The sequence below is a fragment of the Cyanobium sp. T1G-Tous genome (assembly GCF_024345455.1).
In the GTDB taxonomy this organism is placed as follows: domain Bacteria; phylum Cyanobacteriota; class Cyanobacteriia; order PCC-6307; family Cyanobiaceae; genus Cyanobium_A.
Map to the genome: position 1 here is coordinate 246,229 of NZ_JAGQBD010000001.1, position 24,775 is coordinate 271,003.

At 62.1% G+C, this 24,775-nt stretch carries 18 protein-coding genes and 1 pseudogene; 7 read left to right on the forward strand and 12 right to left on the reverse strand.

Going from position 1 to position 24,775, the window contains the following annotated elements:
* Nucleotides 1-18 precede the first annotated feature (18 nt).
* The 4 genes from KBY75_RS01215 to KBY75_RS01230 form a co-directional block, all read right to left on the reverse strand.
* The gene (locus KBY75_RS01215; RefSeq protein ID WP_255022645.1) at nucleotides 19-603 is read right to left on the reverse strand and encodes a hypothetical protein; all 585 of its coding nucleotides are present in this window, start codon (nucleotides 601-603) and stop codon (nucleotides 19-21) included.
* A 1-nt stretch (nucleotide 604) separates the two neighbouring features.
* Nucleotides 605-3,367, reverse strand: coding sequence for a M10 family metallopeptidase C-terminal domain-containing protein (locus tag KBY75_RS01220; RefSeq protein WP_261347121.1), 2,763 nt, complete (start codon nucleotides 3,365-3,367; stop codon nucleotides 605-607).
* Nucleotides 3,368-3,701: 334 nt separating this feature from the next.
* The gene (locus KBY75_RS01225; RefSeq protein ID WP_255022646.1) at nucleotides 3,702-5,273 is read right to left on the reverse strand and encodes a radical SAM protein; all 1,572 of its coding nucleotides are present in this window, start codon (nucleotides 5,271-5,273) and stop codon (nucleotides 3,702-3,704) included.
* Nucleotides 5,274-5,384: 111 nt separating this feature from the next.
* A complete protein-coding gene (locus KBY75_RS01230; RefSeq protein ID WP_255022647.1) occupies nucleotides 5,385-5,807 on the reverse strand; it encodes a hypothetical protein in 423 nt (140 codons plus the stop codon).
* A 165-nt stretch (nucleotides 5,808-5,972) separates the two neighbouring features.
* Here KBY75_RS01230 and KBY75_RS01235 point away from each other — a divergent pair, with 165 nt between their 5' ends.
* Nucleotides 5,973-7,109 carry a hypothetical protein gene (locus KBY75_RS01235; RefSeq protein ID WP_255022648.1) on the forward strand — a complete coding sequence of 379 codons (1,137 nt, stop codon included), beginning with the start codon at nucleotides 5,973-5,975 and terminating at the stop codon, nucleotides 7,107-7,109.
* A gap of 13 nt (nucleotides 7,110-7,122) precedes the next feature.
* Here the strand turns inward: KBY75_RS01235 and acnB are convergent, their stop codons facing one another.
* Nucleotides 7,123-9,738 (reverse strand): bifunctional aconitate hydratase 2/2-methylisocitrate dehydratase, encoded by a 2,616-nt coding sequence (gene acnB / locus KBY75_RS01240; RefSeq protein ID WP_255022649.1) that lies wholly within the window; start codon nucleotides 9,736-9,738, stop codon nucleotides 7,123-7,125.
* 119 nt (nucleotides 9,739-9,857) lie between these two features.
* Between acnB and KBY75_RS01245 the strand changes: the two genes are divergently transcribed.
* Nucleotides 9,858-10,904 (forward strand): 3-deoxy-7-phosphoheptulonate synthase, encoded by a 1,047-nt coding sequence (locus KBY75_RS01245; RefSeq protein WP_255022650.1) that lies wholly within the window; start codon nucleotides 9,858-9,860, stop codon nucleotides 10,902-10,904.
* A gap of 13 nt (nucleotides 10,905-10,917) precedes the next feature.
* On the opposite strand, the gene KBY75_RS01250 is transcribed toward KBY75_RS01245, so the two are convergent.
* The 5 genes from KBY75_RS01250 to KBY75_RS01270 all read right to left on the reverse strand — a co-directional run bounded on the left by KBY75_RS01250 (nucleotide 10,918) and on the right by KBY75_RS01270 (nucleotide 16,725).
* A complete protein-coding gene (locus KBY75_RS01250; protein WP_255022651.1) occupies nucleotides 10,918-11,592 on the reverse strand; it encodes a diacylglycerol/polyprenol kinase family protein in 675 nt (224 codons plus the stop codon).
* Between the two features lie 4 nt (nucleotides 11,593-11,596).
* Nucleotides 11,597-12,556: a sigma-70 family RNA polymerase sigma factor gene (locus tag KBY75_RS01255; RefSeq protein WP_255022652.1), complete on the reverse strand. Its 960-nt coding sequence runs from the start codon at nucleotides 12,554-12,556 to the stop codon at nucleotides 11,597-11,599.
* A gap of 165 nt (nucleotides 12,557-12,721) precedes the next feature.
* On the reverse strand, nucleotides 12,722-14,860 hold the full coding sequence (gene ppk1, locus KBY75_RS01260; protein WP_255022653.1) for a polyphosphate kinase 1: 2,139 nt from the start codon (nucleotides 14,858-14,860) through the stop codon (nucleotides 12,722-12,724).
* A gap of 38 nt (nucleotides 14,861-14,898) precedes the next feature.
* Nucleotides 14,899-16,197 carry an MFS transporter gene (locus KBY75_RS01265; protein WP_396097766.1) on the reverse strand — a complete coding sequence of 433 codons (1,299 nt, stop codon included), beginning with the start codon at nucleotides 16,195-16,197 and terminating at the stop codon, nucleotides 14,899-14,901.
* Nucleotides 16,198-16,443: 246 nt separating this feature from the next.
* Nucleotides 16,444-16,725, reverse strand: coding sequence for a hypothetical protein (locus KBY75_RS01270; protein WP_254935354.1), 282 nt, complete (start codon nucleotides 16,723-16,725; stop codon nucleotides 16,444-16,446).
* A 330-nt stretch (nucleotides 16,726-17,055) separates the two neighbouring features.
* On the opposite strand from KBY75_RS01270, the gene KBY75_RS01275 reads away from it, so the two are divergent.
* The 4 genes and pseudogenes from KBY75_RS01275 (at nucleotide 17,056) to KBY75_RS01290 (ending at nucleotide 19,309) form a co-directional block, all read left to right on the forward strand.
* Nucleotides 17,056-17,271, forward strand: a complete 216-nt coding sequence (locus tag KBY75_RS01275; RefSeq protein WP_255022654.1) for a hypothetical protein — start codon at nucleotides 17,056-17,058, stop codon at nucleotides 17,269-17,271.
* 123 nt (nucleotides 17,272-17,394) lie between these two features.
* Nucleotides 17,395-18,075 carry a CbiX/SirB N-terminal domain-containing protein gene (locus KBY75_RS01280; RefSeq protein ID WP_255022655.1) on the forward strand — a complete coding sequence of 227 codons (681 nt, stop codon included), beginning with the start codon at nucleotides 17,395-17,397 and terminating at the stop codon, nucleotides 18,073-18,075.
* The gene (gene cobA / locus KBY75_RS01285) at nucleotides 18,072-18,860 is read left to right on the forward strand and encodes a uroporphyrinogen-III C-methyltransferase (RefSeq protein ID WP_255022656.1); all 789 of its coding nucleotides are present in this window, start codon (nucleotides 18,072-18,074) and stop codon (nucleotides 18,858-18,860) included. Before KBY75_RS01280 ends, cobA begins: the two co-directional genes overlap by 4 nt.
* 62 nt (nucleotides 18,861-18,922) lie before the next feature.
* Nucleotides 18,923-19,309: pseudogene (locus KBY75_RS01290) on the forward strand (redox protein).
* A 4-nt stretch (nucleotides 19,310-19,313) separates the two neighbouring features.
* Here KBY75_RS01290 and KBY75_RS01295 read toward each other — a convergent pair.
* Nucleotides 19,314-21,173: a sensor domain-containing phosphodiesterase gene (locus KBY75_RS01295; RefSeq protein WP_255022657.1), complete on the reverse strand. Its 1,860-nt coding sequence runs from the start codon at nucleotides 21,171-21,173 to the stop codon at nucleotides 19,314-19,316.
* A gap of 36 nt (nucleotides 21,174-21,209) precedes the next feature.
* The gene (locus tag KBY75_RS01300; RefSeq protein ID WP_255022658.1) at nucleotides 21,210-22,889 is read right to left on the reverse strand and encodes a GGDEF domain-containing protein; all 1,680 of its coding nucleotides are present in this window, start codon (nucleotides 22,887-22,889) and stop codon (nucleotides 21,210-21,212) included.
* A gap of 894 nt (nucleotides 22,890-23,783) precedes the next feature.
* Between KBY75_RS01300 and KBY75_RS01305 the strand changes: the two genes are divergently transcribed.
* Complete coding sequence (locus KBY75_RS01305) at nucleotides 23,784-24,704, forward strand: ABC transporter substrate-binding protein (protein ID WP_255022659.1); 921 nt, start codon at nucleotides 23,784-23,786, stop codon at nucleotides 24,702-24,704.
* Nucleotides 24,705-24,775: the final 71 nt, after the last annotated feature.

Genomic DNA, 24,775 nt, shown 5'->3' on the forward strand with positions numbered 1-24,775 from the left:
GCGGAGGGCGCCATCCGCTTAGACCGGCACATCAATCCCCAGAAGGGCGTTGCGGCCTAGGCCGTGGAGGCTGCCGTCGAAGAACAGCGGCGACGGATAGCTGCCTGTTGTGGTGGATCCAAGGGTGGTGGGCTGGAATACGACAACGTCCTCGTTGGTACCGCTGACACTGGTTCCTCCGGTAGTCGCGCCGATGTTGCCGGAGGTGGTGAGGAATATCCGGCCGTCGGCGGCCACGTCCACAGCGGTGATGTTTTCACTGGTGCCGGTGATCCCGACGTCGCTCATGTCGGCGTAGAGGCTCCAGCTGCCGGCTGTGGTGGTGCCGAGGCTGGTGGGCCGGAAGCGCAGGATGTCCTCGGCGGAGAAGCTGCTCACGCCGGAGACGGCACCGCTGCCGCGGGTGGAGATCAGCCAGGAGCCGTCAGCCAGGCCCGTTACCACGTCGATCGCCTCGGCATTGGTGGTGAGGCCCGCGTCGCTGCCGTCGAAGAACATCGACACGTTGAACCCCCCGCTGGTGTTGCGGCTGAGACGCGCCAGATCCGAGTCGTCGAAGGCGATGCCCGCCAGCGTCACCGGGCTCTGGAGGGCCACCACCACCTCATCGGTGCTGACGATGTGGAAATCGCGCAGCAGGGCGCCGCTCAGGCCGCTGGCGTTGCCGTTGAGCCAGGTGGAGAAGGCTGCCGTCGAAGGCGACGATGTCGTTGCGCTGGGCCGTCAGGCCGCCCATCACCGAGGCGGAGGTGGTGGTGACGGCCTTCTGGAGTGAGAAGTAGAGGATCGACGCGGCTGGCGGCGGCGTCACGTCGTTGGCGGTGACGGTGTAGTAGCCGGCGCCGGCGTCGTTGAAGGCGGCGGCCTCGAGGTAGAAGCGGCCGCTGCTGGCGGCGGTATAGCGGATCAGCGAATTGAGGTCGGCGCTGTTGAGGCGGAACTCGTAGTTGCGCCCCGCCTGCAGATCGACGGCGAACCAGTCGCGGTCGCTGCTCACCTCAAGCACGCCGCTGCGGCTGCCGCCGAGGGGCACGGCGCCGGAGGTGGTGGTGCCGGCGGCGAAGTCGTCGGGGCGGACGATCAGCTCAGCGGTGCCGGTGCCGCTGTTGCCGGCGGGGTCGGTGGCGCGCGCCACCACGTCGTAGGTCTGGCCGGCGGCGAGGGTGTCGTTCCACTGCAGCGACCAGGTGCCGTTGCCGTTGTTGGCGGCGGTGCCGGTGAGGGCGCCGATCGTCACGCTCACCGTGGCGCCGGCCTCGCTCACCGTCCCGCTCAGCAGCGGGGTGGTGTCCTGGGTTTCGAGGGCGTTGACGCCGACCACGGGGGCCACGGTGTCGACCGTGAGCACGAAGGCGTTGGAGACGGTGCCGAGCCGGCCGCTGCCCGCCTCAACCACCCGGGCGGTGTAGGTGAAGGTGTTGGAGCCGCTGGTCTCCTGGAGGTCGAAGCCCCAGCTCACGGCGCCTGGCGCGGTGGGGCTGGCCGTGCCCGCCTGCACGCCGTTGCGGAAGAAGGCGATGCTCTGGTCGGCGGCGAGGGTCTGGGTCAGGGTGCCGCTGAAGGCCAGGACCGTGCTGCCGGTGGCCGCCCCGCTGGCGAGGCCGCCGTTCGCCGCGCCGATCGTGACGCCGGGCAGGACGGGTCCGCCGAGGTTGTCGATCAACTGCTGGTAGGTGGTGGCGACGCCGCTGAAGGAGAGGTTCTCCAGACCGTTCCAGACCCGGTCGACGTCGCTGTTGCCGGAGAGGCGGGAGAAGAGCAGGGAGTCGCCGGAGAGTTCGTAGCGGATCAGATCGATCGATTCGCTGAAGAAGAGCCAGTCGGTGCCGTAGTCGCCGAAGTAGACGTCGGAGCCGAAGCTGTCGGTGAAGATGTCGTTGCCGCCGCCGCCGCGGAAGGTGTTGGCGGCGGCGTTGCCGAAGAAGCTGTCGTTGCCCGCGCCGCCGATGGCGGCCTCGATCACCGTGCCGACCGCGAGGGTGAGGTTGCCGATCCTGCCGCCGATGTTGGAAGTGGAGGGAATGGTGGAGGCCGCCTGAGAGGGGGCGAGGTTGATCTGCTGATCGGCGCTGAAGTTCCTGACGTCGATGGTGTCGTAGCCGCTGGCGTCGACGATCGTGTAGGCGGTGGTGTCGGCGTAGACGCTGAACTCGTTGAAGATGCGGCTGACGTCAGCAGTGATTGTGGTGTTGACCCCGTAGACGGTGTCGCCATTGAAGGCTTTGCTGATGCCGTAGCCGTAGGAACGGTAGATGTCATCGAGGGCCAGCCAGTCCACCGACATCGCCGTCTGCAGGAAGGCGTAGGAGGCGCCAGTGGTGGGATTCTGCGTCTGGCTGAAGTAAGACATCATCGACGCCTGCCAGCTGTCATTGGCGAACTGGGCGTCGGTGGAATAGGCGCCACTGCCGTTGTAGAGACCCTGGTGGCCGAGCCCGAGCACGTGGCCGATCTCGTGCAGGAAGGTCTGATGGGTGTAGGTGTCGAAGCCGGAGAGACTGGAGTACCAGTTGCTGGAGACGTTGATCACCGAGTAATCGACGCCGTTGCTGTAGGAGTTGCCGGCGGCATAGGCATAGGCCGAGCCGAGATCGTTGTCGGTGAAGAAGATGTCAACGCTGGTGTCGGTGGCCGTGGTCTCGACGAAGCGGATGCCGAGCACGGCCTGGAAGAGCTTGAACGCCTCTCGCGCGATGTCGCGCCGGGCCGTCGTGTCGAGGCCGTTGGTGTCGCCGTCGAGGCTGCCGTTGCCGTCGGTGTCGAAGTTCCAGCCGCTCAGGTTGTACCGGAGCTCCCCGGCATTGGGGTTGTTGCCGTTGGTGCCGAGGTTGTAGAGGCGCGACACGGTGCCAGCGTCCTGCCAATAGCCGACGCGCAGGTAGTCGGCCAGGATCTGCAGGCTGCCGGCGGGCGCCGGAGCGGCCGTGGCGCCGCCGCTCAGGGGCGTGGCTGAATCGCCGCCGGGCCCCACCCGGTTGTTGCTGCAGGCCATGCAGGCGCAGCGGCCGGCATGGAAGCGGCTGTCGATCGCATCGAGATCGATCGAGTAATCAGAAACCGATCTGTCGCTACCAATTGCGGTAACCCTGGCAAGGGCCACGGTTAGGGCATCACGGGCCACCGGCGCTAGCGGTGCCGGAGTGGGTGAGCCTGCTGGCAGCTGCGCCGAGGGGAGGGAGCCAGGGCTGCTCAGGATGTCGCGCTGCTCCGCCTCCACAGAGGTTGGGGCTGCGAGAGCATCTGAAGCTCGGGTGGGGACTTCCGTCTTGAAGCCGACCATGAAAAGGGTCTCAGTCCCTAGGAAATCCTCCTCCGGGCGACTGGCACGGGCGGGTATTTCGGGTTCAAAACAGCTGAGATTCGCCATGGCGGAAACAGGGGCTCAAAACGACTACGGACCAGGAGGATTAAGGGCTGGGCCGCACAATCCCGAGCGGACTGAAAGTGGGTCGCATCCGAACGCTTGCGAGGACTGGTTTCCGCAATTCATAACGCCTACAGACCTGGTCTGGCTAAAAAAGCGCTACCAAAAGCTCCTATTGAGTTTTAGCTCAGGAGAGGGGGGAGGTGTTCCCACCAGAAGTTTGCTTTGGAGGAACCTGGAGTTTGGTGGCCTCAGTTTTTTTAGCACTCCAGTCGTGGCTGTAATCACCCGCGGCCTCTCCCTCTGGTCATCACGAAACCGCCACGGCTGCCCGGGCTCATGCCGGTACGCCACCTTTCTGCGCCAGAGCGAGTGCTTCGGCTCGGTGCCGCTTCAGGGTGGCGGGGGGCAGCGGCCCCTCCAGGTGCGCCCAGGGCAACACCCGCTCGCTGCTCCATGTGGCGTGGATCACCTCCTCCCAGGCTGGTGGGCTATCTGGCCCTGAGGCTTGCTCCCGCACTGCCCGATAGGCCTGCTTCCAGCCCCCTAGGCTCTCGTGTTTGCCGCGGGCGGCGGCGATCACTGGCGCCAGGCGCCGGTCGCTGCGCGACAGCAGCGCCTGGATCACGCTCCAGCCATAGCTTTCGGGGCGCAGCTCGATGCCCTTGGGCTTGAGCCGCTTGGCCAGCAGCTTGAGTCGCTTGTCGGCTTCGGGCCGCACCCCCTGCCACTGGAACGGGGTGTGGGCCTTGGGCACGAAGCTGCTCACTCCCAGGGTGAGCCTCAGGCCGGGAGTGGCTTTTTTCAGAGCCAGCAGCAGCTCGGCGGTGGCTTCCACATCGGTTTCTTCTTCCGTAGGCAGGCCCACCATTCCGTAGAGCTTCAGGCCCGTGAGCCCGCCCTCCTTCGCGTAGCGGGCGGCGGCGTAGATCTCTTCGGTGGCCAGCTTCTTGTTCACCACCTGGCGCATGCGCTCGCTGCCACTTTCAATCGCGATCGTGAGCGATTTGCTGCCCCGTTTGGCCAGGATTCGGCCCAGCTCGGCGGTCACGGTGGCGGCCCGCACCGAGCTGACGCTCACCCGGGTGCCTTCAAAGCGGTCTTGATCCAGCCAGGCCAGCAGGTCGTCGAATTGGGGGTGTTGGGTTACTGAGGCCCCCAGCAATCCCAGGCGCTGGGTGGCGACCAAACCCTTTTCCACCGCTGGGATCAGGCCGTCTTCCAGGCTCGGGGTGCGAAACGGCAGGGTGAGGTAGCTGGCCAGACAGAAGCGGCACAGCTCCGGACAGCTGCGCACCACCTCGACCATGTGGATCGAGGGCCAGGCCGCCTCCGGGGTGATCACCGCCGAATGGCTCAAGGTGTTGCCGCGCCAGGTCTGCTTGGCCACCGTGGCCGGGATACCCGCTTCTGTTGGCGCTACCGCGAGCAGATCGCCCTCGGGGCTGTAGCGAGGGGCATAGAGGCTGGGCACGTACACGCCCGGCACCTGGGCTAGTTGGCGTAGCCGTTCGGCCCGGGGAGAGTCCCGGCCTGCCTGCAGGGCATCGACGAAGGCTGGCAGCAACAGTTCGCCATCGCCCAGCAACACCACATCAAAAAATGGTGCCAGGGGCTCGGGGTTGGCGGTGAGCACCGGCCCACCGCCGAACACGATCGGGTCGTCGTCGCTGCGCTCGGTCGCCCAGATCGGAATGCGCTGCTGCTCCAGCAGATCCAGCAGCACCGGCCCATCCAGCTCCCAGCTCAGCGACAGGCCAAACAGGTCGCAGTGGCGGTGCGCTGGGTCGCCCTGGTCAGTGAATAGGCGGCGTACATCCACATCAGCCCGCTGGGCCAGGGTCGCCCACACCACCTGGTAGCCCAGGCTGGTAATCCCCACCGTGTAAGTGCTGGGGAAGGCCAGCACGGCACGCAGGGCACCGGCCTCAGCTGGGGCGGGTTCGAACAGCAGGATTTCCTGGTTCAGATGAGACGACGGGGGCAGGTATACCTCCAGCGTCTCACCACGGGGGCGCGATTACTTCCCGGCCAGGGCGGAGAGGGGGCCAAGCAAGCCACTGATGGCGGCGTTGGCATCGGCTGCCGATGGAGTGCCCTTGCTGAAGGTGCTGCTCAAGCCCTGGGCTGCGCTTTCGATGGCGGCCCACTTATCCCCGGCCAGGGGCTTGACCACTGGTGCTGCCTTCTCCCAGATGGCCTGGAAGCCGCCCATGGAGGCTGCGGCACCGGCTAGATCGCCGGAGGCCACCTTGCTTTGGCTCTGCTTGAGCAGGTCGAGCACCGGGGTCACGGCTGGCCCTAAGGCCGTCTGGGCGGCACCCGTGGCAGCAGAGGTGGCGGCGTCCTTGGCGCTCTTGGTGACCTGGTCACAGCCAGTGAGGCTTAGGCCACCAGCAAGGGTCAGGGCGATGCCGCCGGCGAGCAGAGAAATGCGACGCATGGAGATGCTGTTCAGCAAACCTCTGGACCCTAGGAACTTTAGTTAGGCCAGCTGATTTCTTCGGTTTAATGTAAGGACTTATACCAAATTGCGCCAGCTTGTGCGGTGGGCGCCAAGCTGACAGGGTGCGGCCAAGTGCTGACAATTCTTTGAAGCCATCTGGCCATGACTGGCAAGCGTCGTCAATTCATCTCCCCCTTCCAGTACAACCCGGGTGATGACCCCACGGTGGTTACCTATTTGCAAGGCCTCAAGGGGGGTGATGCACTGGGTACTTTCCTGTTAGTAGGCGCAAACAATTCGCCGGGCCCTACCCCAGTGGGGTTGGTGTATCAGGGGCCCTTGGATGCGGCGGAGAACAACGGTGTCAGTGGTTCTGGCACCTGGAGCACCGTGGCCGTGCCAAACAAATTCGGCGCTGCAGGCACCAGCGTGTATGGCCCCGACAATCTCGGTGCCGGCCTCGGCAATCTCGTGGGGGCCTATACCCGAGATCTGCGCGGTAAGACTCCATCGGCGGACAATCCTGCCGTTGTTGGCTTCGCCTACACCGGAGCGGTGGATGGCACGACGGGTCGTGGTTGGCGCAGTGTGCAAGGCACCACTCAGCTGGGCACTCCGGGGGCCTACACCTTTGTCCATTCCGTCGATGGGGGCCTAGCAGTTGGGAACACCGATAACGCCGATGTCGATGGCATCACCGGTTACTTCAGCCTGAGTTCCACTGCTTTCATCATTGAGCTGGCTACGGGAAGCCAAATCCCCATCCGCTTCCCGGGCGAGCGCGATCCGTTGGTGACCCACACGGCTTATGGCATCTGGGCCAACGGCAGCGGTAAGTACACCATTGCCGGCGGCTCGGGTGAGGTGCTCAACGAGGAGGCCGGCAGGGTCTCTGCTGGCGAGGCCTATTTGATTGATTACGACAGCATCACTGGCCAGTTTTCGAACTACACGGATTTCTCTTATCGAAATCGAGATCGCACCGATCTGATAAGCCACTTCGAAGGGATTTATCGCACAGACAATGGCAACTACCGCCTGCCTGCTACCAGTGTTGGTTTGAACAATGAGGATGACCTAGCCATCGCCTCCGTTGTCACTGTAAAACGCAACAAAAGGGGTGGATTTCGTGCCAAGGCCCGTTGGCAGGATTTGGATGTGAGGCGCAGTAGCGATGGGGCAGACAGCGTGCTGAGTACCGCTAACTCGCTGTACGGTGATGTGACAGTTGGCTTTGCCAATTACCCAGACGGCAACGGCGGCCTAACTCAGCTCGATTATGTGACTCAACTGTTATGAGCTGACCTGAGCCTCACACACCCGCCAGCACCTGGGCTTCCTGTTCGGTGCTCAGCACGCGGCCGCTGTCTTCGAAGCCCTCGATCTGATCGAAGTTGAGGTAGCGGTAGAGCTCGGCGCCGTAGGGATCGATCTTTTCGGCGGCGACTTTCAGGTATTCGTTTCTGGATGGGATGCGGCCCAGCTGGGCGCACACCGCCGCTAGTTCGGCGCTGCCTAGGTATACCTGGGCGCCGTTGCCGAGGCGGTTGTTGAAGTTGCGGGTGCTGGTCGAAAACACCGTGGTGTCGTTTTCCACCCGGGCTTGATTGCCCATGCACAGAGAGCAGCCCGGCATCTCCATGCGTGAGCCGGCCGCTTCGAAGATGGCGTAGTAGCCCTCCTCTTTGAGCATCTCCTCGTCCATGCGGGTGGGGGGGCATACCCAGAGCCGCGCGCTGTTTTCGCCCTGGCCTTTGAGCACGTTGGCCGCGGCGCGGTAGTGGCCGATGTTGGTCATGCAGCTGCCGATGAAAACCTCATCGACGGCTGCGCCGGCTACTTCGGAGAGGGTTTTGACGTTGTCGGGGTCGTTGGGGCAGGCCAGGATCGGCTCTGTGATCTGATCGAGATCGATTTCGATCACGGCGGCGTATTCGGCATCGGCATCGGCCTCCAGCAGCACCGGGTTCGCCAGCCAGGCCTCCATCGCCTTGATGCGGCGGGCCAGGGTGCGCCCGTCGCCGTAGCCGCGGGCAATCATGTTTTTGAGCAACGCCACGTTGCTGTTTAGGTATTCGCTCACCGTCTCGACGCTGAGTTTGATCGTGCTGCCGGCACAGGAGCGCTCGGCGGTGGCGTCCGTCAGTTCAAAAGCTTGTTCCAGTTTGAGATCGGGCAGCCCCTCGATCTCCATGATTCGGCCGTTGAACACGTTTTGTTTGCCCTCCTTGGCCACGGTGAGCAAGCCCTGCTGGATCGCCACGTAGGGAATCGCGTTCACCACATCGCGCAGGGTGACGCCCGGCTGCAGGGAGCCGGAGAACTTCACCAGCACCGATTCGGGCATGTCCAGCGGCATGGCGCCGATGGCGGCGGCGAAGGCCACCAGTCCCGAGCCAGCGGGGAAGGAAATGCCCAAGGGGAAGCGGGTGTGGCTGTCGCCGCCGGTGCCCACGGTGTCGGGCAGGAGCATGCGGTTGAGCCAGCTGTGGATGATGCCGTCGCCAGGGCGCAGGGCGACGCCGCCGCGGGAGGCCATGAAATCCGGCAGCTCGGCGTGGGTCTTGAGGTCCACCGGCTTCGGATAGGCCGCGGTGTGGCAGAAGCTCTGCATCACCAGATCGGCGCTGAAGCCCAGGCAGGCCAGCTCCTTCATCTCATCGCGGGTCATGGGCCCGGTGGTGTCCTGGGAGCCCACGGTGGTCATCAGGGGCTCGCAGCTGCTGCCGGGGCGCACTCCCGCCAGGCCGCAGGCCTTGCCCACCATCTTCTGGGCCAGGGTGTAGCCCTTGCCGGCGTCGGCCGGGGCCACCGGGCGGATGAACAGCTCGCTGGCGGCCAGCCCCAGCTGGGCGCGCAACTTATCGGTGAGCGAGCGGCCAATCAGTAGGGGGATGCGGCCGCCGGCGCGTACCTCATCGGTGATCGTGCTGGGCTTGAGCTCGAAGCGGGCCACGATCTCGCCGGCATTCGCTTCGCCGCTGGCCCGCTCGATTGTGCCGGCGTAGGGACGGATCGTGATCACATCGCCGGAGTTGAGCGCCGTTACGTCGCACTCGATCGGCAGGGCGCCTGAATCCTCGGCGGTGTTGAAGAAGATCGGTGCGATCTTGCCGCCCAGGATCACACCGCCGCCGCGCTTGTTGGGCACGTGGGGGATGTCGCTGCCGGTGTGCCAAAGCACGGAGTTGATCGCGGATTTGCGCGAGCTGCCGGTGCCCACCACATCACCTACGTAGGCCACCGGGTGACCTTTGGTTTTGAGCTGGCTGATCAGCTCCAGGCCGCCGGGCAGGCGGGTTTCCAGCATCGCCATCGCGTGCAGGGAGATGTCGGGCCGGGTGGTGGCGTGGGTGGCGGGGGAGAGGTCGTCGGTGTTGGTTTCACCCTCCACCTTGAACACCGTCACGGTGATCTCGGCGGGCAGCTCGGCTTTGGCGGTGAACCACTCGGCGGCGGCCCAGCTGTCGATCACCTGCTGGCCGTAGGGGTTGCTGGAGGCCAGCTCCAGCACCTCGTTGTAGGCGTCGTAGACAAGCAGCGTGGTGCTCAGCCCCTCGGCGGCGGCGCTAGCGATGGTCGGATCGGAGTTGCTGAGCAGCTCGATCAAGGCGCTCACGTTGTAGCCGCCGATCATCGTGGCCAGCAGCTTTACGGCCGCCACCGGGTTCACCAGGGGGCTAGTAGCCGTGCCCTGGGCCACAGCCGCGAGCCAGGCGGCCTTCACGTAGGCCGCCTCATCCACGCCCGGGGGGATGCGCTCACTTAGCAGGTGCAGCAGGAAGGCTTCCTCGCCGGCGGGCGGGGCCTGCAGCAGCTCGGTGAGGGACTGGGTCTGCTCTGCTGAGAGCGGCAGGGCGGGCACCCCCAAGGCTTCGCGCTCGGCCGCAGCGGCGCGGTAGCTGGGGAGGAAGGTGGCTGCAGACATGCCCGGTCGCGTCGATCTACACCCCATTGTTCTTGGCAGCCGGTCCCTTTGGTGGTCGCAATCGCTGCTGACTAGGGTGGAAGGCGACTCCGCAGCGCCGTTCTGACGGCCTCAGGCCCATGACCACCACCACTTCCGATTTGCATGTGGTGGAAACCCGGCCGCTGGTGCCTCCGGCGCTGTTGCACCGCGAACTGCCGATCAGCGATCGATCAACGGCAACGGTCCAGCAAGCCAGAGAACGTATTAAGGCGATCCTGCATGGCCGCGATTCCCGCCTGCTGGTGATCGTGGGGCCCTGCTCGGTGCACGATGTGGCCGCGGCCCACGAATACGCCGCGGCAATCGCCCAGGCCCATGAGCGCTATAAGGACGCGCTCGAGATCGTGATGCGGGTTTATTTCGAGAAGCCCCGCACCACCGTGGGCTGGAAGGGCCTGATCAATGACCCCCACCTCGATGGCAGCTACGACATCAATACGGGACTGCGGGTCGCTCGTGGCCTTTTGCTGCAATTAGCAGAGATGGGTCTGCCGGCGGCTACCGAGCTGCTCGATCCGGTGGTGCCCCAGTACATCGCCGATCTGATCAGCTGGACGGCCATCGGCGCCCGCACCACCGAAAGCCAGACCCACCGGGAGATGGCTTCGGGTTTGTCGATGCCGATCGGCTTCAAAAATGGCACCGACGGCAGTGCCATCACCGCCATCAATGCCATGGAAGCGGCGGCGAAGACCCACCATTTCCTGGGCATCAACCACGACGGTCACGCCGCCATTGTGACCACCACGGGCAACCCCGATGGCCATCTGGTGTTGCGGGGTGGCAAGCGCGGCACTAACTACCACCCAGAGGCGGTGCAGGAAGCCGCTGCTGAGCTGGCCAAAGCCGGCCTGCCGCCTCGCGTGATGGTGGATTGCAGCCATGGCAACTCCAATAAGGACTATCGCCGCCAGGGGGAGGTGGCAGCCCAGGTGGCCGCCCAGCTGCGCGCTGGCTCTGGTCACGTGATGGGCGTGATGCTGGAGAGCCATCTGGTGGCTGGTAGCCAGAAGATTCCGTCAGACCTAAGCCAGCTCACCTACGGCCAGAGCATCACCGATGCCTGCATCGATCTGGCCACCACCTCGGAGGTGCTCGAAACTCTGGCTGAGGCGGTGCGCTAGCTAAGCCAGTGCGCTAGCTGAGCCGTTGCCACAGCCAGCCGGCTGCCAGCGGCACCGTGAAGTTGTCGAGGCCCCCCACCGCCACCTGCTCCAGCGCCACTGCAGTGGCGCTGATGGCCAGCAGGGCGGGCAGCTCCGGGTGGGGCAGGCCAGCCGCGATCGCCAGCTGGCGTACCAGCAGCAGCATGGCCAGGCTGCCAGCGGCCATGGCGCCGGTGCCAACGACTGATTTGCGCTGGCCCCACACCAGCCAGCAAGGGGAGCTCACCAGGGGACCCAGCAGTCCGGCAAGGCCATCACCCACGGCCATCACCAGCACGCCAGCGGCTACGGCGGCGGGTTGCTGCGGCCAAAACTGGAGCAGCAGCATGGTGATTGAGGCCCCATAGGCGATGGTGCCGTAGCTGGCCCGGCCCACATCTTCGATTGCTGGCAGCAGGCGGAAGCGATGGTTCATTGCCGCCAGCAACGTGATCAGGCCGGCGGCGGGGATGGCGATCAGGCGATCGATGCCGGTGGCCCAGGCGATCGGCACCACGGCGCCGGTGCCGATGTGCACCAACTTGCGACTCCATTCCCGTTGACCATTCCAGCGCCGCCGCACCTGCAGCGCCGCCAGTGCCAACAGGGCCAGCCAGCCAGCAACGGCCGCCACTCCCAGCAGCTGCTGCGACCATCCAGCGGCCATGGGCTCAGGCGGCCTGCTGGTAGTTGCTCATCAGGCGCAGCTTCATGATTGCTTTTGCCTCCAGCTGCCGCACCCGCTCCCGAGACACGTTGATCAGCCGGCCAATTTCAGCGAGGGTAAGAGGTTCGGCCCCTTCCAGGCCGAAGCGCAGCTTGAGGATCTGCTGTTCCCGGTCATTTAGCTGGGAGAGCCAGGTGCCCAGGTGCTCCTTTTGGATGTGCCGGTCCATCGAGTCCAGGTGCTCGTTGCTGGCCGGATCGGCGATTAGTTCGCCCAGGGTGCTGCGATCTTCTTCGCCGCGGGCATGGGCATCGAGGGAGGCGCAGGGAGCACTTTGGGCCATCAGCTCTTCGAGGTCCCGCGGGGCCATGTCCATGGCATGGGAGAGCTCGAGGCGATTGGGCTGGCGGCCGAGCCGATGGGAAAGCTCACGGCTGATCCGACGCATCTTCGACAGCTTTTCGCTGATGTGAATCGGCAAACGAATCGTGCGGGCGCTGTTGTCGATGGCCCGAGTCATTCCCTGACGGATCCACCAATAGGCGTAGGTCGAAAATTTGTAGCCCATTGCTGGGTCGAATTTGTCAACAGCTCTCTCTAGGCCGATCGCCCCTTCTTGCACCAGATCCAGCAGCTCCAGCCCCTGGTTTTGATACTTCTTGGCGACGCTCACCACCAGGCGTAAGTTGGCGGCCATCATGCGATCGCGGGCCCGCTGGGCCATGCGCAGCTGGCGCTTGTGCTTAGGGGTGTGCTCCCCTGCAGGCAGCTCCAGTAGGCGTTTGCCGGCCTGTACGTGGTGGGCCAGCTCAATTTCTTCGGCGGCCGTGAGCAGCGGCACCCGGCCAATGGTGCCTAGATACCAGCCGATTGAATCGGCACTAAGCCGGCCCCCGGCTTTCGGGCCTGTGGCGGCGCGTCCCTTTGCCGAGGCAGATTTGCTAGATGCAGCATTAGTCGCCATCAAAGATGGCGACTGCTTCGAGACGCTGCTGTCAACAACGTCTGAAGCGGATTGCAAAGGCGTCCCCACACCCCAGCCTCCGTATTGGATTTGGCCGGAATGTAGCACTGTTGGGTTGGTTGTATCTCCTTGATTTGGAAGATTTCCTGTATGGAATGCTGCAGATCAAGCCACCAAACCGCCGCGCCAGCGACGCATCATCTCCCGCTGAACCAGATGTTGTTCGCCTTCGAGCTGTCGTTGACTGAACTTTCCTTGATTGTCCATGTGCCAGGCACTGGTGTCATTCAGGTAGAGATCGATGACCTGCTCAAGCTGATGGCGCAGTTTTGGATCTTCGATCGGGGCTACCGCTTCAACTCGTCTGTCCAGGTTGCGTGACATCCAGTCGGCGCTGCCGAAGAAAAGTTCGGGCTCGCCGCCATTGCCAAACCAAAACAGCCGCGAGTGTTCAAGGAAGCGACCGATCACACTCACAACCTGGATGTTGTCGCTGACGCCCTCCAGTTGGGGCCGCAGGCTGCACATGCCACGCACCACCAGATCGATCGTGACACCGGCCTGGGAGGCTTCGTAGAGCAGGGCGACGATCGCCGGATCCACCAGGGCATTCATCTTTGCCCGGATATGGCCGCCCCTGCCGGCTTGGGCATGGTCGATTTCGCGGCGGATCAGGCCTTCCATGCGGCTGCGCAGCGTCACTGGAGCCACCAGTAGGCGCCGGAAGCTTTGCTGCTTGGAGAAACCGGTGAGGTAGTTGAACAACTCCACTAGATCGGCGCCGAATTCAGGCCTGGCAGTGAGTAGGCCGATATCGGTGTAGAGGCTGGAAGTTTTGGAGTTGTAGTTGCCCGTACCTATATGTACGTAGCTGTTGAGGCGCTCCTTCTCCTTGCGAACTACCAGCAGAATTTTCGTGTGGGTCTTAAGGCCCAATACGCCGTAGACGACGTGCACTCCAGATGCCTCTAACTGCTTAGCCCATTGGATGTTGTTGTCTTCATCGAAGCGGGCTTTTAATTCAACCAGGGCCATCACCTGCTTGCCGTTTTCGGCGGCCCGGATCAGCGCTGCCACCACCGCTGAATCCTTAGAGGTGCGGTAGAGGGTCATCTTGATGGCCAATACCGAGGGGTCATCGGCGGCTTGGTTGAGGAATTCCTCTACCGATGTAGAAAACAAGTCGTAGGGGTGATGCAGCAGCACATCTCCCCGGCGGATCACCGAGAAGATGCTTTCAAACTCCTCCGCCTTGATAGAGCCGTCTTCCAGCTGGCTCTTCTGGGTGCGGGCCAGGGCTGGTGTGGTGCGGCCCTTGTGGGCCTTCTCCTTGAGCTGGGGCAAGGGAATGGCCAGCAGGCTCATCAGATCGTCGAGACCCAGTGGTCCGTTGACCCGGTAGACGTCTTCCGCCTCGACGGCGGTGCCTTCCATCAGCAGCTGCACCACCGCTTCCGGCATCTCATCGGCCACCTCCAGCCGCACCACCTCGCCGCCGCGGCGGCGTTTGCGCAGGCCCTCCTCCAGGGCCTCCATCAGATCGTCGGCCTCCAGGTCGCGCAATTCCAGGTCGGCGTCGCGGGTGACGCGGAAGAAGTAGTGCCCCTCCACGTGCATGCCTGGGAACAGCAGGCCGAGGTTGAAGGCCACCACCTGCTCCAGAGGCACGGCCGTGTAAACGGGTTCGGGTTGCTTGCCGCTCAGGTGGGGCGGGATCTGGACGAAGCGGGGCAGGTTTTTCTGCGGCACCTTCACCCGGGCAAATTCCTGCTGACCCGTATCGGGGTCGCGCACCAGGGCGGCCACGTTGAGGCTCAGGTTGCTGATGAAGGGAAAGGGGTGGGAGGGATCCACCGCCAGGGGGGTGAGAACCGGAAAAATGGCGCTCTGGAAGTAGGCGTTGAGCCAATCGCGCTGGGGACCGTTGAGGTTGGCGTAGTCGGTGAGGTGAACGCCGTAGTCGCAGAGATGGCTCTTAAGGGAGTGGCGGTAGTGCTGCTGCTGCATCTCCAGCAGGGGGCGCAGCTTGGTGCGAATCGCCTGCAGCTGTTGCTGGGCGGTGAGTCCGTCATCACTGAGAGTGCTCACCCCCGCATCGATCTGGGACTTCAGCGAGGCCACCCTCACCATGAAGAACTCATCGAGGTTGTTGCTGAAGATGGCGCTGAACTTCGCCTGCTCAAGTAGCGGCGTGCGCTCGTCTAGGGCTTGTGCCAGCACCCGGTAATTGAACTCCAGCCAGCTCAGTTCACGGTTGATATAAAGCTCGGGAGCTAGCTGGGTTTCAGCCGTTGATTCCGCCATGCCGCACCCTGGCTGTGATTAGCGGCAACGTAGCAATCTCAACTCTCCGATCCGTGTAGTCCTGCTGTCATCGCCGCGTTTCGGCCCGGAAGACCACCGGCCACCAGCAGGGCCACCCCCACCAGCAAGGCGATGCCAAGCCAGAAGGGGCTTTGGCGACCGGTGGTTTCGTAGGCCAGGCCCGCCAGCGGTGGGCCAACGAAGCTGCCCAAGCTCTGCAGCCCCTGGAGGCTGCCCAGGGCGGCGCCCTGGCCTTCGCTGTCGAGTCGGCGCGATACCAGGCTGCGCAGGCAGGGGGTGACCAGGCCGGTGCCGAGGGCCAGGATCGCCACGGCGCTGAATACCACCGGTTGGGCGTTGGCCCTGGTGGCCAGGGGAATCAGCAGGCAGCCGGCGATCACAAAGCCCAGGCCGGCCAGGGTGAGGCGCCATTCGCCGAAGCGCTTCACCAGCGGGCCGATCAGGCCGCCTTGGACAACCGTGGCCACCACGCCCACCACCAGGAAAGCTGAGGCCGCTAGGCCGGGCCCCCAATTGAAGGCCTGCTTGAAATAGAGCACCAGCACGGCGGTGAAGCCGTTGAAGGCAAGGAAAAACAGAAAAAATGCCACGCAAAGCCGCCGCACCTGGGGGTTGGTGAACACCCGCTGCAGGGCGACCAAAGGGTTGAGATCCCGTTTGCGCGGCATGGACCGGCGTGCTTCTGGCGGGTGGGTTTCTGGCAGCACGGTGAGCACCAGAACCAGGTTGAGTGCGGCGATCGCTACGGCAACGAGCAGCGGCAGGGTGACGTTGATCTGGCCGAGCAGCCCGCCTAGGGCGGGGCCAAGAATGAAGCCCAGGCCAAAGGCCACCCCGATTAGGCCGAAGGCCTTGGCCCGTTTTTCCGGTGGCGAGATGTCGGCCAGCACGGCGCTAGCTGTGGCGGCGGTGCCGCCGCTCACCCCATCGATCAGCCGAGCCCCGAACAGCAGGGCCAGGGGCAACCCGGCGTCCTGGGCGGCGGGCCAGAGGCTGGCCCAGGGCAGGCTGATGGTGAGGGCAAACAGGGCCAGGCCCAGTACCGAGCCCGCCACACAGACACTGATTACCGGTTTGCGGCCGTAGCGATCACTTAGGGCACCGATCAGGGGCGTGAAGGCGAACTGGGCCACCGCGTAACTACCCGCCAGTAGTCCCAGCACCCTGCCGTCGCTGGTGAAGCCCGCCAGCAAAAAGGGCAGCAGCGGAAACACGATGCTTTCCCCCAGCCGGTCGTTCAGCAGGGTGAGGAAGGCGCAGAAGAAGGTGGAGGGGCGGGGTAATGACAAGGGCAGGGCGGCTGGCGAGTGCGTCAAGCCACACGTTATGGGATCGAATTGGAGCAGCTCTGAGGCGCTAACCCCTCAATTCGTAGCCCTAATGAGGAGGCAGCCCAGGGAGACACACTGCTCGCGGTTCGACTTGCTGACCGCCCTGCGGGTGGTAGTTGATCATCTTGAACCCCTGCGCCAACTCCTTGTAGAGCTGGCGGCCGGTTGCCTGGGCCCAGTTGCTGCGGTTGCTGATTTTCTTAGCTGCACTAAGTCAGCCCCTATCACCACTCAGCTGGCGGGCAGCACGGAGTAGTGATCCACCACCAGCCCCTTGCGTTGTTCCGGGCGACCGTCCATGCCCCCTGGAAGATCGATCTGGGGCAACAGGGTGGCTTCAGCCCAGCTGTCGTATTGCGCCTGCCCTTCCCAAAGGGACACGATCATCAGACCCCCTTCCACCTCCGCCACCGTGCGCAGCAGCTGGGCTTGAGGTTGCTCCTTGCCCTCCAGCTGGGCTAGTTCCACCTGGAATTGCTCAAGCGTGGCTCCGGGCCAAAAATTCGCCACCATGTGCACGGCCAGCTCTCCAAGTTTTTCTGCCCATGAATGTGGCACAGACAGTTGGGGTCTGCTGAGTCGCGGACTTCTTTCCGGGCCCGAGCTTCATAGAGGCGTATTGCCCGTGATCCAGCTACCCACCCCCCTGGCTCCACTCCCTTTTCCAGATCCGAGCCGCTATCAGTGGCTGGATTGCTGCCCAGCTCAATGCCCATAACCGGCCTTGCAATCTGCAGGAGGTATGAGCCTTGCACTTACATGTCAGTTAAGACGGGTGCTTTTACTCACCTCTGGACTGAATAAGGCTTCTTAGCCTGGGTACAGATAATTGAGGTAAAAGAGATGACTACCTGCCAAACCCAATCCACCGTTGCTCTGCACGATCTCAAAGAGCTGGCCCGGCGCGATCCTGCATTCACTACCGCCCTGCTGGCCACTAGGTCTACCGCGGAGGCCGTTGAGCTGGCAGCCGCCAACCACATCACCGTCACTCCCGAAGCGCTATGGCGCCATAGGGGCACCTTGATGGCTGGAGGTATGCCCACTTGGCGAGGCTGATCTTTGAGTTCGATATTTCAAGAGAGCCCTCTAGGTAGGTCATCTCGCCGTGTGCGCTTTTCCTCAAAGCGGACGCTTCGTTGACTCCTGAGGACACGAAGTCTACGGGGGTAGCGTTTCAGCATGGTCGCCACCGCTGCCGAGCGTTTCACGCCCTCCACCATCCCCTGGCGCCAGCCCCTGCTGCTGGTGGTGCACGGCCGCGCGGGCGGCCAGCTGCCTGCCGAGTTGGTGGCGCTGGCCGCCGAGCTGGAGTGCCGTCGTGGTGCGCCCGTGCGGCTACAGGCCCTTTCGGCTGCGGCGCCGCCGGCGGCGAGCGAGCTGCTGCAGCCGGGTCAGGTTCTCGGCTTGGTGCCGCTGCTGCTGCTGCCCGGCGGCCATGTGCGCCACGATTTGCCGGCGATCGTGCGCCATTGGTCGGCTTTTGGCCGCGTGCAGCACTGGCCCTTCCTGGGGGCCTGGCCCCGCTGGCAGGCCGCCCTCGCAATTGAGCTGGCCGGTTTGGCTATGCAGGATTGCCAGCCAGCGGCCCGGCCCTTACTGCTGCATCACCCCTTGGAGGGTCCCCTGGCAGCGCGGTATCTCACCAGCCTGGAGCGGCGCACCGGCGCCCACTGCGTCGCCACTCCATACAGTGCAGAGCACCTCGCGGAGCTGAAGCTGACCCTTGCCGCTCCAGCCCTGGCGCTTGCTCTGGCCGCCAACCGGCTCACCGACCAGCTAGCCGAGCAGGTGGGTCCGCCGTTGCTGCAGCGGCCTGGGCTGCGCCAGCTGCTGCTGGCTGAACTCGAGGCCCTGCCATGAGTGCCCCGGCCCAGCTCGGCACGGTTTACCTGGTGGGGGCGGGCCCCGGTGATCCGGAGCTGCTCACCCTCAAGGCCCACCGGCTACTGCGCCAGTGCGACGCCCTCGTCTACGACTCCCTGGTGCCGCAGGCCCTGCTGAATCTGGTGCCCCAGGGCTGCGAACTCCACTTTGTCGGTAAGCGCCGCGGTCACCATTCGGTGCCGCAGCCGAGCACCAACGCGGTGCTGGTGGAACTGGCCAGCCGCCATCGACTGATCGTGCGGCTTAAGGGTGGTGATCCCTTTTTGTTTGGCCGCGGCGGTGAGGAGGCCGCCCACTTAGCCGCCAGGGGCGTGCCGGTGCAGGTGGTGCCTGGGGTAACAGCTGGCATCGCGGCTCCGGCCTATGCGGGCATTCCTGTTACCCACCGCCGCGCCGGCTCCAGCGTCACCTTCGTGACGGGCCACGAGGAAATCGATAAGGGCCGCCCAGGGGTGAACTGGCGCGGCCTGGCCCAGACCAGTGATGGCTTGGTGATCTACATGGGCTTGCATAACCTGCGCCGCATCGCCGAGGAGCTGATGGCGGGCGGCTTGGCGGCCGACACGCCGGCAGCGGTGATCCAGCAGGGCACGGTGCGCGGTCAGCGCCAGTTGGTGACAGTGCTGGGCGAGTTGGCCGACCGGGCGGAGGAGCAGGATTTCGCTTCGCCATCAATCGTGGTGCTGGGCGAAGTGGTGGCCCAGCGGGTGGCGGTCTGTGCCCCCGAGCCCGCTGATGTGGAGATGCCGATCCCCTTCTGATCCAAGCCAATTTTCTTGATGGGTAGTGGTTGCGACGGCCTGCCCCTCCCCGGTCTGCGCCGATGTTTGAGCTGATTCCTTACGAGAAGTTCCGTGATACCCCCGCTGTTCGTTTCTTTGATATCACCGTCGCCAGCTCCAATGCCCGCGATCTGGTGATCCATGCCGGTCCGGCCGTGAGCCCTCCTGATGAGGAGAAGACTGGTGCCTGGCAGTTTTATCTGCACCCCCACTAGGAAGATAATTTGTTGGCCCTGCACGGCGGCCGAACTTTTCACCGCTCCATTTCTGATCACGATGGTTCGGTGGTGCTAAATCAGGCTGCGCGCGAGGAGGGTGCAGGCGTGGTGAGGGAGTTTCGGGTATACAGCAGCCGCCTCATTCCCCGTTTATTTGCCACTACCTTTAAAACGGCCCCCCTGCCTAAGTTGCATTGGATTAGCTGGTAGTTTCTCAGTGAATTTCAGCTAAGTAGTGGCTTGTAGCAGCCACCGACATCGGCCGGCTGAATAGGTAGCCCTGGCCGTGCCTGTAGCCGTTCTGCAGCAACCAGGCGCGTTGCGATTCGGTTTCGACCCCTTCGGCGGTGCTTTCCAGGCCTAAATCGGCGCAGAGAGCCTGGATGGTTTTCAGTAATTGATTGGTAGGATTACTCTTGGCGTCGATGCGTTTAATAAAGCTAGAATCGACTTTGACCGTGCGCACCGGATAGTTGTGCAGGCGGCTTAGTGAGGAATAGCCTGTGCCGAAGTCGTCGATGGCGATGGCCACACCTTGGCGGCGCAGAGTATTGAGAAAGGCCCCCAGTTCTGAGCCGTTGTCTTGTAAATAATCCTCTACCAGTTCCACTTGCAGCTGCCAATTCTTTGGTAAGGGGGTGGAGCGAATGAGTTGCAGCAGTCGGTTGCGCTGACCCTCATTCTCCAGCAGTAGGGCTGAAAGGTTCACCGAGAGTTGCAGCGGCCGCCCTGGAGCAGCGGTTGCTAGTTCATGGCTGGCATTGATTGCTTTTTGGATGATCTGGAGGTCGAGTTCGCCGCTGAGCCCGGCCAGATGGGATATGGGTAAAAACTTTTCGGGTAGCAGCATCTCGCTGCTGTCGGTGCGCCAGCGCATCAGGCATTCCAGGCCTACGGGTTTGCCCGTGGCTAGATCAACAATCGGTTGCAGGTAGGGGGTGATGTCGTTGCGTCGGATGGTGCGGCGCAGGTCCGTTTCTATTTGGTAGTGCTGCTGTGCCGCCAGTCGTGCGGCCAAGTCGATGAAGTTGAAATTGCTATTTTTGGTGCGATCTGTGATGGCTATGCGTTGGGCGATGCTGGCATCAGAGAGTAGAGAATCAGCATCGCTATAGTTGTTTTTGAAGATCGCAATGCCCATGCTCACGCCTAGCTCAATATCGCGGTCATTTAGTTTTAATGGTGCCTCAAGGCTGGTTGCACATCTTTCTGCGATTGCTGTGATAGCACCTTCCTCTGAGAGATGGGGGAGCACAATTACTAATTCGTCATCTGAGAAGCAGGCGGTTGATGCTTGAATCGGCAAACAGCCGCGTAGGCGCTCTAAGCCCGTTTGGACCAGGCTGTCGGCGGCGGCAGTCCCAAGGGTGGCGCTAACGCGGGAGTATTCCTTAAATTTGCAGCGTGCTAGTGCAAAGCAGGGTGGTTGATCTAGGCCAAGCATCAGATTGAGCATCTGCTGCAATTGCTCCCGATCCATTACCGGATTGATGTCACTAAGCAGCTGGATGCCTGGCTTGGTCTCTCCGTTTCCACCTTGAGATTGCAGTGCCAATTCGGCGGATTGCAGTAGGTGAGCTTCTCGCCGCAGTTCCATCTGGCTTACCACTTGGCGAGCCAGTCGCTCTAGGGAGGTGACCTGCTGAGTTGTGAGCGTCTTCGGCTCCATGTCAATGACACAAAGACTGCCCAGCATCATGCCGTTGGCGGCAATTAGGGGGAAGCCGGCATAAAATCGGATGCGTGGCTCACCTTGAACAAGTGGATTGTCGGCAAAGCGATCATCTTCAAGGGCATCGTTTACAATTAAGGGCCGGCGCTGTACGATTGTGTGGCCACAAAATGAAACATTCCTGGGTGTTTCCTGGGGCGCATCATCAAGGCCAACGCAAGACTTGAACCACTGACGATTTTCGTCGACTAGGCTTATTATTCCTATTTTCGCACCAGTAATATCTTGGGCTAGGTAGGTGATATCGTCGAAGATTGCTTCCGATGGCGTATCAAGTACGCCGTAGCTGTGCAGTTCCTTGAGGCGAGCCGAATCCTCTTCGGGTATGGGCGCTTCTTGCACGCGGGCTAGATGTCAAAACCTGACTACAACATTAGGTCAGTTGTTCCCATTTTGCCTGGCCTGGCGCATGTCTGCATCCGAGCGGGCCAGCAGGGTGTCGGGTTTGAGCTCATCACCTTCCAGGGTGCTGATCCCGGTGGTGATGCTGGTGGGCACTCGTTGCTGATTGCTTGTTAGCTCCAGCTGGCTTACTAGGGCTTGCAGCTCTGCAGCCATTTCCTGGGCGGCTGCTCCATTGCAATCGGTGGCAACCAACACGAATTCATCCCCGCCGCTGCGGAAGAAGTGGTCGGTGATGCGCAGCCGTTGGCGTACCGTACTCGCCACTCGTTTTAGAACTACGTCGCCGGTTTCATGGCCAAAGCTGTCATTGATTTTGGTAAGACCATCCACGTCTATGGTGATGCAGCTGAGGGGTTCGCCGGTGCGGCGGCAGCGCAGGCATTCCTCTTTTAGCCTTAGGAACAGGGCATTGCGATTACCGCAGCCGGTAAGTAAGTCGCTGGTATTGAGCTGTTCGAGCTCGTCGCGTGATTGGCGCAAGGCTAGGTTTGTTTCTTGGAGATCAACGGTCAGCAGGCGCACCTGCTGGATCCTTTGATTGATCAATAGCACCATTACGCGCAGTTCGTTGATTAGAGACGGGGCAAGTGTGTTCAGACCGTCTGGGCTTATCAGCATCGGCTGCAGCACTTTATTGATTTCGCGCTCAAATAATGCGCCAATTGTCATGCTGGCGGCAGTGCCAAGTAGCAGAGTGGCCAGAACGACAATCAGCAGTTGCGAGCTTTGATCTTGCATCCGTTTAACTAGCTTGTCAGCGGGCTGCACAACTTGGATCAATACGGACTGCTTGCCTGGGCTGGCATACAGTTGGCTATAACTCCAGTAGCCATTTATCCATTTCTTCAGCACGGGTAGGGGTTGCTTGGAGATCAGCACTGCTAATTCGCGGGGATGCACATAGGCGCGTCCCCCATCGGTGAACTCCTTGTCGATCTGACTGAACAGTTCAGCATCGGAGCTGGTGCTCTTGCCATTGGCCTCGACACGTCGGTAGGCCACATCTTCGCCCGGTATTTCAGCCCAAGGCCTAGATGTGGCAACAGCCCGAGTTACTACTTTAAGATTTTCAAGCTCCGCTTGCTGCACCGCCAGCTCTAGCTGATAGCCGGAGCTCATAGTGATGATTAGGGTTGGCACGGTCATGGTGATCAGCACCAGACCTACAATTATTCCTCGCAATGAGATGCCATTGCCGTGCCCCTTGCGGTTTTGCAGGGCGCTGATCACCATGAACAGCACGAATGCAATTGTGGCGTTAAGGACCCCATTGACAGCTTGTTTCAGCGCCGTGACGGCCACGTTGCTCGGGTCTATTCGAAGTACTAGGCCATAAAAAATGGCAACCATGGGCGCCCCCAGCAGCAGCCAGTAGCTGATCGCCAGGGGGATAACTGCGCCAGTGCTTACTTGATCGTTGCGGCGGCTCAGGCGTTGTAGGCCGAGGGTTAGCCAGGTGATTTCGGCGCTGAAGATCACCACCGCCCAAGGATGACCCCATGCCTCCCAGGTCACCAAGCTGGCGATGCAGCCCACCGGAATTACCCAGCCGGTGCGCCAGAGCAGTAGGGCCAGGATCGGCAGGATCGAGCCCAGCAGCATTTGGATGCCATAGAAGAGTGGCAGGGGCTGCAGGTTCAGCAGCACGGCCATACCTGCCGTTAGGGCCAGAACAAGCCCTTGCCGACGAGTAGGCGGCGCAAACAGCGGGCCCCACGGGGACGGGGCAGGGGAGCCAGTTATCGATGCCATCAAGAAAAACTAGTCGCAGTGGCTATTAGCGTGCGAGATGTGAAGTTTTGGGCAAGAAGCCAATTATTTCCTTAAGTTCCCTCCTCGTTAAACCCCTTGCTCGGCTAGCTCTAGGCGCCGATGAGGTTGTCATTTTTGTAGTTTTTTCGCTAATGGGCGCTTCCCTGTCTCGGATCCTGGGATTCGAGTCTTTCGCCTTGGCTGCTGTGGGAGGTCAGCGTAGCCGTATCGAGTTGGCCAGGATATGAATATTTTTATTTAGCAGGGCGCCGGGATCTTGCCGCTAAGAGTATTGGTATAACCATTTCAACCTTTGGCTCCTATTTTGTTGGTCGGGCTTTGCAGGGGTCTTGGGTTGAGTCTCGATCAGGTGAAGATCGGCAATATGCCGATGGCGTAGATGCTCGCAGCCCTGGCTAAACTTATTACTGCTTGGTAAGGCGCTCACCAATTGGTCCAAGCCCATCCAAAGCAGTCGATAGGGCTAAGTCCTGATCGGCCGAGAGTGTGTGCCAAGGAGTTTCTGCAAGCTGAACGGGGCTTGGCTTATTGTGGGTTTGTTTAACAGAAGGCAATACCTGCTCGAGGTGGTGTGATGGAGCACAATCCCAAGCCTGTTCAAAAGGTGCAACAGGAGCTGGAGCTTGTGCGGATTGGTGCCCAGCTGCCTTCAGTAACTAATCGCTTAGTGGAAGCTGCCCTTTGATGACAAATCAGCGACCAAGCCATCAGCGTCCCTGGCTTCAGAGCCCTTGGTGCTTGGGCTTGGTTGGCTTGGTTTCGTTGGCGGGAGCGTTGGCTGCCTGGCGGATCCTGGGTTCCCAGCAACGGCTTTCGGTGGCGATTTATACATGGCCTGGTTATGAGTATCTGTATTTGGCTGAGCAGCGGCGGTTGGGTCAGCGCTATGGGCTCGATTTGCGGGTGCAGCAATACAGCTCTATTGAGGATCAGCGCCTTGGTTATGGCCGTGGAGATGCTGAGGTTATCGCTACTACTCTTCCTGATGCCATAGAGATTTGTCAGGAGGTGCCAAAGCGCTGCCCTGAGTTGTTTTTAGTGATTGACCAATCCGATGGTGCGGATGTGATTGTCAGCACTAGTGATTTTGCGGATGTACGTAGTTTGGCGGGTCAGAAAGTGGGGCTGGAGCGCACTGTCCTTGCTGAATATCTGCTTTTGCGTGCTTTTGAAACCAAGAAGGTTCCTTTTGATCAGGTGCGGCTTTTGTACGAAGGGCCCAGCGCCCTTGTCAAGGCGCTGGACAAAGGCAAGGTTGCCGCGATTGTCACCTACCCGCCCTATTCTAATGACCTGCGCGTGGATTCTCGCTACCGGCTTTTATTTAGCTCCGCTCAAATCCCTGGTGAGATCGTTGACGTTTTGGCTGTAAACCCTGCTTTTGCTAAGCGCCATCCGGACTTGATCAGGGCGCTGGTGCGCACTTGGTGGGCAGCTCAGGCCCTGGCTAGAGCCGAGCCGCATGCATCCCAGGCGTTGATGGCTAATCGCCAGCAGGTGAGACCTGCCGAGTTTGTGGCCTCGGAACGTGGCATTCGTTATCCTGGCCCAGCTGAGCAGGCGGAGATGCTGGCACCAGCTGGCTCGGTAGCTCGCGTGCTGGCCCGCATGGCAGACCAGATGATTTCGGCTAGGCGCCTTTCAGCCAATGCCCCACTGCCCACCCCCACCCAGGCCTTTCTGCCAAAGCCATAAAAAATGGTTAACTTTTTAATGCAATAGGCAAAATCGTCCAATTCTTCTTCGAGTCTTATACCTTCTGTCCT